Raw genomic sequence first — 10,120 nt, 5'->3', positions numbered from 1 at the left:
CTTGGCATCATCTATATGTCTGCACCCTGGATAACGTAGAGTATAAGCGTCATATCCTATTTCGAGACTATTTAAGAAGCCATCCAGAGGATGCTAAACAATATGGTGACTTAAAGGTGGAACTTGCACAACGATACCAGAACGACCGTTTGGCTTACACGAATGCCAAAGGCGACTTTGTCAGAGAGATACTACAACGTGCGGGTTTTAAATGATAAATAGTTCAGCCTAAGTTAGTACACTAACGTAAGAACGATAGCTCAATAAATTTCGAATCGGCTACCGCAGGATAAAGGACTACACTAACGGGAGACGTTTGTTCAATACACATCAACGGGAGGCTGCCGGCACGATCGGCAGCCTTTTGCTCACCTAAAAAAAGATTGACAACATAGTTACGATTTGAGATGATTGCGTAATTTCTATATGTAAATATGAGGTGATTACATTAATGGAGTCCATTCAATCTGCTGCTCAACGAATCAATTTAACTGTGCGTGATATCGTTTTAAAGCATATTAACTCTTCTTTTAGAGGATTGATAGTTCAGGGGTCGGCTATTAAAGGCGGTGTTGTTCCTGGTAGTAGTGACATCGATTACGTACTTTACGTGGATGATACTGGTCTTAATGAATTAGGAACGATACCTGCTGAAACCTGTATTAGTCTTCACAAAGCATTATCCGAAATAAACGTCCATCCGTTCCGTTATATTCAATTCAGCGTTATTACGCCAAAGACTAATAAATTTTTACCACCGATTCCTGGTAGTTATCAACTTTTAGCTGGGCAATTATTGGAGCTAGAAGCAACAAACGATCAAATTTTACAGGATGCTGTAGCCTCACTGGACAGACTAAAGCCAGAAGTCGCATTTCATCCGCATCAATTATTGGACCATGGGGAAGATCGGATTGAACGTTGCGCAAGGTTAATGTGCACGGTTGTATGGCCTGTGGTCTTTCAATTTCTGACTGTAATTCATTGTGATGGGATTCGTATATGGAATTTGAAAAAACATGACGCTGTCTTACTGCTCGCCAATGAACCCCAAGTAGGAAGCATATTGGGATCCTTCTTTCGTTCGGTACAATCTTACTATCCTCAGGAGCAATCACCGGAAAAGGCATTGCTGCTAATTGAAGAGGGTTTCGCATTTTTAAACACTGTAAAAAGCTTCTGGATGGTTCATCGTACAAGGCTCTTGTCTCGTGACGATACTTCGAACTGCTTAAACCAACTATGATTAAACTAACGGCGAACGTTAATTGAAGTTATTAAATTCATTTCATGGAGTAGTTTGTTAAAGGGCAATTAATGCGGGTTGAAGATCAGCTAAATTGGGTGGGATAACTTTGAAGTATATAATTAAGTCGGTTCCAGTTCTGTTTCTAACTATATTTTATGGATTAGTCGATACGATGATTCTGGAATATTCTATTTTTGGTGAGGGTTCTGACCCCCCAGTTATGATAAATTTGAAAGAGTTAATTTTATATCACTTAGTTTTGCCACTAATCGTTTTCTTCTTTGTTTTCATGCTCTATAGTGTGGTCTCAAAGTTTAGTATAAAGGTTTCTATTATAACAATTGCTATTTATTTTATAGTTTTTGAAATATGGATAATGAATATGGAAAATTACTACAATGGAAAAGTATGAGACAAAATCAATAACTACAAAAGTGCGGACCCTAACATAAGTAAGTAGTTATGGTTATTTCGCTAACGCGAAACGATAGTTAAACATCTGAAGGACTGCCGTGTAGTAGCCCTTTACTCCGCTGACTGGCAGTTTACTTCAATCCGCAAGTTTTATTTTGAACAATTTGATAAATGATCGGAAGTGACTAATGAACATTCGTCTATTGAATGACTCTGATGCCCAAGTGTATAGAGAAGTAAGGTTGCGTGCATTAAAAAATGACCCCAATGCATTTGGATCAACGTATGAGCAAGAAGAAACTAAACCACTGGGGCACATTATAGAAAGGATACACCATACAAAAGATCAATTTACATTGGGATGTTTTGACGACAGTAACACATTAGTTGGCATTGTCAATTTTTCACGTGAGAACAGGCTTAAGACGGCACATAAAGGAAACATTTACGGTATGTACGTAGAGCCTCAATTTCGAGGGCGGGGGGTAGGTAAAGCCCTTCTATTAGCCTTGATTGAAAGAGCAACAAAAGAATGTGAAGGGTTGGAACAGATTCATTTGACGGTTGTGTCTAATAACAAATCAGCAAAACGCTTATATGTCTCGCTGGGGTTTGAAGTTTACGGTAAAGAACCAGATGCTTTAAAGTTTGATGAACAGTATTTCGATGAAGACTTAATGATTTTAAGATTGCGACTTTTAAACTTAAGGTGAACTATAAGTGCAAAACAAGGGACAGATCGCCGCAGCCGGCAGCTGTCCCTTGTTTCATTGAAGTAAAGGGGCAGTTAACAGAGGAAGGTATAACTTCTATATTGCCGAATTAATATGATAAATACCGTAAGGGGGAGTTAGTAGCTATGGATATAGATCGATATTTCCTTGAGATTGCTTTAGAAGAGGCTGAGATAGCCTTTAGAGAGGGATCAGTACCAATAGGTGCGGTATTGGTTGATCCAGATGGTAATATTTTAAGCAAAGGGAGAAATAGAATTTTCACTAATAATGACCCCACGTGCCATGCAGAAATTGATGTAATAAGACAGGCTGGGGAGAAATTGTTAGACCCTACTTATAAAAATAAATGCACCTTATATTCTACAGTAGAACCCTGTCCAATGTGTTCAGGGGCATTAATTTTAGCCGATATCTCTAAAGCTGTCTGGGCATTAAGTGACGATTACTTGGGGGCTATGAGAATCATGAAGAAGGGAAATCACTTTAGACATAAATTCGATAAAATCTCTGTTATATCAATGCCTTATAAGGACTTGGCTATCCGTTCGCAGGAACTTCACCGCCAATGGGATGAACGTCGTGGAATAAAATATATAGTTAGTGATATTGTCTAAGTATCGTTCAACTAGGAAAATCGTTTGTTCAATAAGAAATCAGGACGAGGCTGCCAGCATGAATGGGAAGCCTAGTTAAAGTAACGGATAACGATAGTTAATGACAAAAGGAGCAGCTTTCGCGGCTCCTTTTGTCATTAAGCTATTGGGCAGTATAGTTCCAATATGTGGTATATTATTGTTATCTTTGTTAGGCAGAGGTGCTTATGACTCCTACAATAGAATTTATAGAAACTGGTTTAAAACTGTTTGTGTTTATAATAGCAATTTCACTATTCTTTAAGTTGGTAGGATTCCTAGTCAAATATATAAGTGACTTCTTTCAAGGTTTTTCAAGAATAATAATAAAAATATTTGGGTCAATTCGAAGTAATAGATAACAAAGTCCGCTATTCAACTAACGATAAACGTTAGTTCAAACAATTCTGGAGCAGTTTGCCGCGGCAGTTGCTCCTTTTGCTATTATGCTATTGGGAAGTTTAACGCTATAAGCTCTCAGGATTAGTATGTTTAAGCAAGAGAGGTGTTTTTATGAATTCTCTATGTAAATGAATACAAATGCTTCTTCAGTCAATCCATATTCTGTACATATTTTTAATGGTAATATAGGAGCCGTAGATAGTATGAAAGGAAGTTATAGGGATGAGTATTTATTACGCTTCAAGCATAGAGGATATCACTAAGGATGCACTCCAAGAGTTATTCCTTTCGGTAGAATGGGAGTCTGGCAAGTATCCAAATGAGCTTTTACAAGCAATAAGAGGGTCTCATTCAATTGTTACAGCTTGGGAAGGAGGGAAGCTTGTCGGTTTAATAAATGCTTTGTCGGATGGTGTTTTAACGGTATATTTTCATTATATGCTTATTAATCCGAGTTATCAGAGTAAAGGTATAGGTAAGGAATTAATGAATATGATGCTTGATAGATATAAAGGGTGTAAAACAAAAGTATTAATTTCTTATCCTCATGCAGTGGATTTCTACAATAAATTTGGCTTTAATACAGAGGATGGAGCCACACCAATGTTTATTTCAGAGCTGATATGATTTAACTAACGTAGAAACGATAGTTGAGCGATACGCAACAAAACACTTCAGTATTTATCAATTACAAAAACCCATTCTTACAGAAGATAATGCTATTATCAAAGCAAAAGAATATATTCAAGTAATCAACACCAAAATGAACGAAGATATAGATACACAGAAATCATCTGAATATTGTATGCTTACGAATGATACGGTTTGGAACAAAATTATAGGAAATAGGCAATGGTCTGTTATGGTTGATGGGTATGGAGTAACTATCCAGGCTAATACAGGAGAATTTGTCCAGATGATAGGACCCTTGGATGGAGTCATTTCGGAACTCCCACAATAATGGTCTCACCATTGAACTAGCGGGAGATCGATAGTTGAGGGGCTTGCCACCGGCAGCTCCTCTTTTTTTTATTCAAGTAACGGGCAGTTTGCGCAACGTAGCAGAATAATATGGTGTATATAAAGAGTAATTAAAAGGAGGGTTTTAATGGTTGGCGAATCAATTAATATTCGTGGGAAACTCTATATGTAGAGCATGTAGGTTTACAAGCGTTCTTTTGAAGCGGGAGTAAAGGCGGAATAGATATTCATCAAAACATTAGAGAACAAGATGACTTGAGTTAGGCCAGACAAGGGTTAAAGTCATTTAAATAAAAGACGAAGCCAATTATGGCTCCGTCTTTAGTAGGTTTGCATACCCTTTTAATCCTAGATAATAAGGTCCTTTTTGCAGATGAACTATTGCACCGAAAGTACGGTCTCTAGCTCAGAGATGTACTTCTTGACCATATCTTTGTCTTCCCACCGTCCTGAAACCCCAGCTGGACTTATCTATTGCCCCTTTATTGGCATCGGAATGCAGCGAATTAGGCTCCGAAGCCAGACGGTTTCCAGGAGTGGTTATGTTCATAAGAATTCGGGTCCTGTCAAATAACAACGTTGGAATATTCATAGTCACATTGCCATGGGTCACGCTTTGGTTTACGTTTGTGATGAAATCCTTGGCTTGTTGAACACCGGGATCTCCGTTTTTTTCGCCCCATAATGAATAGATTTGTCCTAGAACCGGAATTTGCTTGAATGCAACAGCCATCGCGGGCGATACAAAGCCGGAAGCAATAAGTGTAACTCCAAGGATTGCAGCGGCTGTAGTGGAAACCCACCATGAGCGGGCAATAGTTAGTGAATTAAGCTAACGGGGAACGATACTTCAATAGGGATCGCCGGCTGCCGCGCAGTCAGTAGATCTCTATTTTGCCTGAACGAAAGGGCAGAATAGTTATAACTAAAGTCTTCCCAAAATAAGGGATTACATTTGATATAATCATCTAAGAAGCAGCTGGTATAACGGCTGTCGTTTTCTCAATAGATGGGTATCTATGCCCCATAACATGATAACGAGTGTATCAAGGATAATACGCGCTACCTCATCGACAAAGAAGAAAATGGAGGAATAAATGAATATTGAACTTGAAAAGCTGATTTATGCTTTAAGCCAACGCTTCAAGACGAATATCATCTCCACCGACTGCCAAACTATACCATTACATGGCGGAACTGTGGGAAATGTGTGCCTGATAACGGGGATCGCCGAAACCGTGGATGGCGAAAAATTGCCTTACCGTATAGTGCTAAAAATCCAGAACAAATGGGAGCGTTACGGCGATCCGGATTCGTGGCGTCGGGAATATGATCTCTATTCATCTGACTTGGGAGCGACTTTCTCGCAAGCCCTTCGCTGGCCGACATGTTATTACGCTGAGTTTAATGCCGAAGTTAATGAATACCATCTGTGGCTGGAATATATCGATGGCGTAACCGGTTTAGACTTGACCGGTGACATGTATGAAAAGGCCGCGCTGGAGTTAGGGCGCTTTCAAGGCAAGCTGTATGCGGAGCAACCCGCCGTGTTGCAGAGCCTGACCAATCTGAGCCATGCGAATCTCATGAAGAATACGTATTTGCATTACCGGTCATGGCCGGTCGTCTACGATTATATACGATCGGAGGACTGCGAATTGCCTCTGCACTTACGGCAAATGCTCATCGACATCGATGAGCAAGCAGACGAGATATTCGCCCGTATTGAAAAATTACCCCTCGTGCTATGTCACCGTGACTTCTGGGTAACCAATCTTATCTATGCTGACGGGAATTTCGCGCTTATCGATTGGGATACCAGCGGATGGGGCTACCTGGGTGAGGATCTCGCAAGCCTGATCGCGGATGAACCGGATATCAATCACATGGTCGAACACTACCAGCGATGCATCCCTGCGTATTACAAAGGCTTTTCGGAGTATGCGGCTGTATCCCGAATCGCCGATCATTGTGTCTACGAGATAATCCTTCTCGTATTCGGGTACAGACTTGTAGAGGGGTATCTCCACACAGAGGCTGATGACGAGAAGACGAAGCATGTCCATACTCTCCAAAAAATCAATGAAATGAAGACCATACCCTTGTTGGTCACGTCGGGTCACATAGCCTAAACTAACGGAACGAGAGTTCAATAATAAACATGAAAAGGCAGCCAGCCCATGTGGATTGGTTGCCCTTTCTCAAGTAACGGGCAGGATTGCTCAATGATAACACTCCCGAAAGGGGATTATGAAACATATATGCCCTGTTTGTGGATATGATGATTTACAACAAGCACCATATGATGCAGATGGTAATGAATCGTTTGAAATTTGTCACTGTTGCGGTTTTGAATTTGGATTTGATGATATCCACGAGGGTCACACGTTTGAGAGTTACAGAAATAAATGGATGAGCGCAGGAGCGACGTGGTTTTATGAACAATCAAAACATGAGGTTTGGGAATTAAGTGGAGGAGTGAATACGGTCCATTCTCTCGTTTAGGTTTGTAGTTTCAGATCTCATGAGAAATACATAAGACTGTCGAAAAAAGGTGCAAATATGAAAATAAAAAAAAGATCTATATTTATGTTAGTTGCAGTATTCTCTTTGATGATACTAGTTTTTATAGGATTTAATTGGTTGAGAAATGTAACAGATCAATTCCAAAGTTTTTCAGTAACAATAAAGAACAAATCAGACTATGATATTGTTTTAATAGAGACTGGAATAATAAAAGGGGCTTCAAATGATATTTATACCAAGAAAATTATGAGTGGTGAAACTAGGAAAATTAACCCTTTATTAAATTTAAAAGGAGAAGGGGCAATATATATAAAATATACCGATTCAAGAGGAGCTACCAAAGAAGAGACTGTATGTGGTTATACAGAATATCTATCGGGAAATTCAAAGGTGACAATTAGTAATGATAAAGTAACTATTGAACAAAATTGCATGTAAAATTTTAAGTGTTTATTGATCCAAGGATATCTTCTCCTAATAGCGGATTCACATTGTGCCAGTTTTCTGGCTAGTATTTATCTGGATCTCATTAATTCCTGGTATCCATTAATGTTATTTCTCCACGGTATTAAAAAACGTGGAGAGGATATTCGTATGCTAGATGGTTACGGGCTGACTTGGATTCGCTTCAAGATCACCAGAACTATTTGCTGCTGCAGTTCCAATTTCTATTACTAAAAGATGTATCTATATGGGCTTTTCATTGTGAAGACGACGATATTGTTCCTGTTTCAAGAACAAGGGATATGGTTAAGGCTTTAATCATTGGTGATTAAGCTAACGAGAAACGATAGTTGAGCGATACGCAACAAAACACTTCAGTATTTTTTAAAAAAAGTGGTGAAAACCAATGGTCACCGTTATGCACGAGAGCAAAATGAATATAGGGCAAATATCTTTCTGGGAATATAAGAAGAAATTGACGAGGTTGTTTCTGAATATTTTGCTAAGCTTAAAAGCTAAATAATTTTCATTTTTTAGAAGGTAAATTTGAAGGTAAAAAATGTATTGACACAAAAGTAATTAGGAGCCATACTATATATATGAACAACAATAATGAACAAACAAATGACATTAATGCTATTCCCTCGCTTGTACAATCCAAGCGCCAGATTGATCGCTATAACCTAGACATAGACGCACAGGCTATACTCGTCGCGTCTAGGCTAATGGCAGCGGGAGCCAGGCTTGGTCATGCTTCGGAGATTCATTTCGCTAGATTCGGTTTATCAACAGGGCGATATCGTTTATTGGCAGACCTTGAAGATAACGAAGGAGAAGAGCTGCCTTCGCAATTAGCGGAGCATCTAGGTGTTACACGTGCTACAGTGACTGGTCTTATCGACATTCTTGAGCGAGATGGCCTAGTATCGCGACGATCAAGCTCAGAAGATGGCCGTCAGAAATCCGTCATATTGACAGAGCAAGGCGCGAAGAAGCTCCGTGAAATGGCTCCTGAGCATTTCACTCGGCTGGAAGCCATGGTGGGCTTACTTAGTATCGAGGAGCGCAGCGTTTTTCTTGATCTACTAGGCCGAGTTACACAAGGCATTTCAGCACTTACGGACGAACCGAGTGAACCAAAGCAACACATCAGTAATGAGTAGAACGGGCTAGTGAAGCTAGCCTATTTTTACCCTTATATAGTTAGGTTCCTAATTATATGTCACTGAAGCAAGCGCTGGACGATTTAAAAGAAGAAAGGAGCAACTAAATGAACAAAATGGAATACCCGAATCAGACAGATGGTGCTTACGAAATCAAGTCTGGTGGTTCTGGCGCAAAGGGTTTTGTGCTGTGGCGTGAAATACTAATGGCTTATGTTTCTCCTGCCATCATGGCAGGTATCGGGGGATTGGTTACTGCCGACAAGGGGCTCCAATTAGGGGCGTTGACCACAATTGGCGGAACATCGGCCTTGGTGGCTTGGATGCTTGGCCTTTGGCTGCGCAGCCGAGGAGTCCATAAACGGTGGATCAGCGGCGCACCTCACTTGGTTGTGGTTGGGCTGTTCGCGTTGATGGGAGCAATGTTTGGCCTATTCGCCGCATGGGCGACATCTGGTTTGCTAGAAATTATGATTCCTAGCAATGACCTAGCCTGGGTCGGTCGTGTCTGGATCGATTTCCCATTGTCTGGCTTCATAGCAAGCACGATAGTGATATGGCGGTGGCGTCTTGCCGTCACAACAAATTTTTCATCCAAAAGGAGAAGATAAAAATGATAGTTATTATTGGAGCAACAGGTACGATAGGCAGTGCGCTTTTGGAACGGTTGGTTGATCTTGGTGTACCCGCTAGGGCGCTGAGCAGAGAGCCTGAGAAATTGCGTAATCAGATCGGAGAAAAAGGCCGCTCGACTATTGAGGTCGCATCGGCTGATGCTTCCGACCCCGAATCGCTGCGCCGTGCGTTTGCAGGAGCTAGCCAGCTCTTCCTTGCCATGTCCAACAGTCCAAGACAAATCGAATTGGAAACTTCGATCATTCAGATTGCCGCCGAAGCTGGAATCAAACACATCGTAAAAATATCCAGTCCTGCCTTTGAGATAAGCTCTCCAGTGGCAGTGGCGGGCTGGCATCAAGAAATCGAGAAAGTACTGAGCGAATCGGGCCTCATTCACACGGTGTTGCGCCCTTATGCGTTCATGCAAAACTTGTTGCGCCTTGCACCAACGATCACAACCCAAAATGTTTTCTTCGGCTCCATGGGCCACTCCCCCTGTAACTTCATTGACTGTCGCGATATCGCAGATGTTGCCGCAGAAGTTCTGATCAACCGCGAGGTATCAGGCCAAGTCTATACACTTACCGGTTCGGAGATTTTCAGCTATCCCCAGATCGCGAGTCAACTATCCACTCTGCTTAATCGGCGAATAAGTTACATTAATATGGAGCCCCCAGTACTACTCCGCAATCTAATGGAGCACGGGCATATGCCTCCTTGGCTTGCGAACCACGTTGTGGAAATTCAAACTATGTCTACGGTGGTGCCAGAAAGTCCTAATGACACTGTGAAGCGTTTGCTTGGCAGAGCGCCCCGCACGCTAGACGCCTTTCTGCATGAGTATGTTGAAAATTTCCGGTAGAGACGGAGTCCATCTATTTTGAAAATTATGTCACTTAAAAGGCTACTCTTCCATCATTTAGTGATGAGAAGAGTAGCCTCTTTTACTTGATT

The 10,120-nt window shown here is 41.0% G+C and carries 11 protein-coding genes; 10 read left to right on the top strand and 1 reads right to left on the bottom strand.

The annotated features are described in order from the left end of the window. The 5 genes from IEY34_RS12120 to IEY34_RS12100 all read left to right on the top strand — a co-directional run. A partial coding sequence (locus tag IEY34_RS12120; protein ID WP_189011745.1) for a GrpB family protein occupies positions 1-215 on the top strand: 215 nt, incomplete at its 5' end. A 236-nt stretch (positions 216-451) separates the two neighbouring features. Further along, positions 452-1,246, top strand: coding sequence for a 6TM ABC transporter family protein (locus tag IEY34_RS12115; protein ID WP_189011743.1), 795 nt, complete (start codon positions 452-454; stop codon positions 1,244-1,246). Positions 1,247-1,851: 605 nt separating this feature from the next. Beyond that, on the top strand, positions 1,852-2,376 hold the full coding sequence (locus IEY34_RS12110; RefSeq protein WP_189011741.1) for a GNAT family N-acetyltransferase: 525 nt from the start codon (positions 1,852-1,854) through the stop codon (positions 2,374-2,376). A gap of 146 nt (positions 2,377-2,522) precedes the next feature. Beyond that, positions 2,523-3,014: a nucleoside deaminase gene (locus tag IEY34_RS12105; RefSeq protein ID WP_189011739.1), complete on the top strand. Its 492-nt coding sequence runs from the start codon at positions 2,523-2,525 to the stop codon at positions 3,012-3,014. Between the two features lie 642 nt (positions 3,015-3,656). After that, complete coding sequence (locus IEY34_RS12100; protein WP_079418176.1) at positions 3,657-4,061, top strand: GNAT family N-acetyltransferase; 405 nt, start codon at positions 3,657-3,659, stop codon at positions 4,059-4,061. 760 nt (positions 4,062-4,821) lie between these two features. Here the strand turns inward: IEY34_RS12100 and IEY34_RS37820 are convergent. After that, the gene (locus IEY34_RS37820) at positions 4,822-5,232 is read right to left on the bottom strand and encodes a DUF4179 domain-containing protein (protein WP_189011806.1); all 411 of its coding nucleotides are present in this window, start codon (positions 5,230-5,232) and stop codon (positions 4,822-4,824) included. A 280-nt stretch (positions 5,233-5,512) separates the two neighbouring features. On the opposite strand from IEY34_RS37820, the gene IEY34_RS12090 reads away from it, so the two are divergent. The 5 genes from IEY34_RS12090 (at position 5,513) to IEY34_RS12070 (ending at position 10,028) form a co-directional block, all read left to right on the top strand. Next, the gene (locus tag IEY34_RS12090) at positions 5,513-6,547 is read left to right on the top strand and encodes an aminoglycoside phosphotransferase family protein (RefSeq protein ID WP_189011737.1); all 1,035 of its coding nucleotides are present in this window, start codon (positions 5,513-5,515) and stop codon (positions 6,545-6,547) included. Between the two features lie 430 nt (positions 6,548-6,977). Beyond that, positions 6,978-7,379: a hypothetical protein gene (locus tag IEY34_RS12085; RefSeq protein ID WP_189011735.1), complete on the top strand. Its 402-nt coding sequence runs from the start codon at positions 6,978-6,980 to the stop codon at positions 7,377-7,379. A 605-nt stretch (positions 7,380-7,984) separates the two neighbouring features. Continuing rightward, positions 7,985-8,548: a MarR family winged helix-turn-helix transcriptional regulator gene (locus IEY34_RS12080; protein ID WP_189011733.1), complete on the top strand. Its 564-nt coding sequence runs from the start codon at positions 7,985-7,987 to the stop codon at positions 8,546-8,548. Positions 8,549-8,655: 107 nt separating this feature from the next. Continuing rightward, positions 8,656-9,159: a hypothetical protein gene (locus tag IEY34_RS12075; protein WP_189011731.1), complete on the top strand. Its 504-nt coding sequence runs from the start codon at positions 8,656-8,658 to the stop codon at positions 9,157-9,159. A gap of 2 nt (positions 9,160-9,161) precedes the next feature. Beyond that, positions 9,162-10,028 (top strand): SDR family oxidoreductase, encoded by an 867-nt coding sequence (locus IEY34_RS12070; RefSeq protein WP_189011729.1) that lies wholly within the window; start codon positions 9,162-9,164, stop codon positions 10,026-10,028. The last annotated feature ends 92 nt before the right edge of the window (positions 10,029-10,120 follow it).

The sequence above is a fragment of the Paenibacillus marchantiophytorum genome (assembly GCF_014640555.1).
Classification (GTDB): Bacteria; Bacillota; Bacilli; order Paenibacillales; family NBRC-103111; genus Paenibacillus_E; species Paenibacillus_E marchantiophytorum.
This window is presented reverse-complemented; position numbering and strand designations above follow the sequence as displayed.

Bases quoted from the DNA above. Each gene is read 5' to 3' on its own strand.
- IEY34_RS12115 (WP_189011743.1), top strand. From the start codon at position 452: ATGGAGTCCATTCAATCTGCTGCTCAACGAATCAATTTAACTGTGCGT.
- IEY34_RS12110 (WP_189011741.1), top strand. From the start codon at position 1,852: ATGAACATTCGTCTATTGAATGACTCTGATGCCCAAGTGTATAGAGAA.
- IEY34_RS12105 (WP_189011739.1), top strand. From the start codon at position 2,523: ATGGATATAGATCGATATTTCCTTGAGATTGCTTTAGAAGAGGCTGAG.
- IEY34_RS12100 (WP_079418176.1), top strand. From the start codon at position 3,657: ATGAGTATTTATTACGCTTCAAGCATAGAGGATATCACTAAGGATGCA.
- IEY34_RS12090 (WP_189011737.1), top strand. From the start codon at position 5,513: ATGAATATTGAACTTGAAAAGCTGATTTATGCTTTAAGCCAACGCTTC.
- IEY34_RS12085 (WP_189011735.1), top strand. From the start codon at position 6,978: ATGAAAATAAAAAAAAGATCTATATTTATGTTAGTTGCAGTATTCTCT.
- IEY34_RS12080 (WP_189011733.1), top strand. From the start codon at position 7,985: ATGAACAACAATAATGAACAAACAAATGACATTAATGCTATTCCCTCG.
- IEY34_RS12075 (WP_189011731.1), top strand. From the start codon at position 8,656: ATGAACAAAATGGAATACCCGAATCAGACAGATGGTGCTTACGAAATC.
- IEY34_RS12070 (WP_189011729.1), top strand. From the start codon at position 9,162: ATGATAGTTATTATTGGAGCAACAGGTACGATAGGCAGTGCGCTTTTG.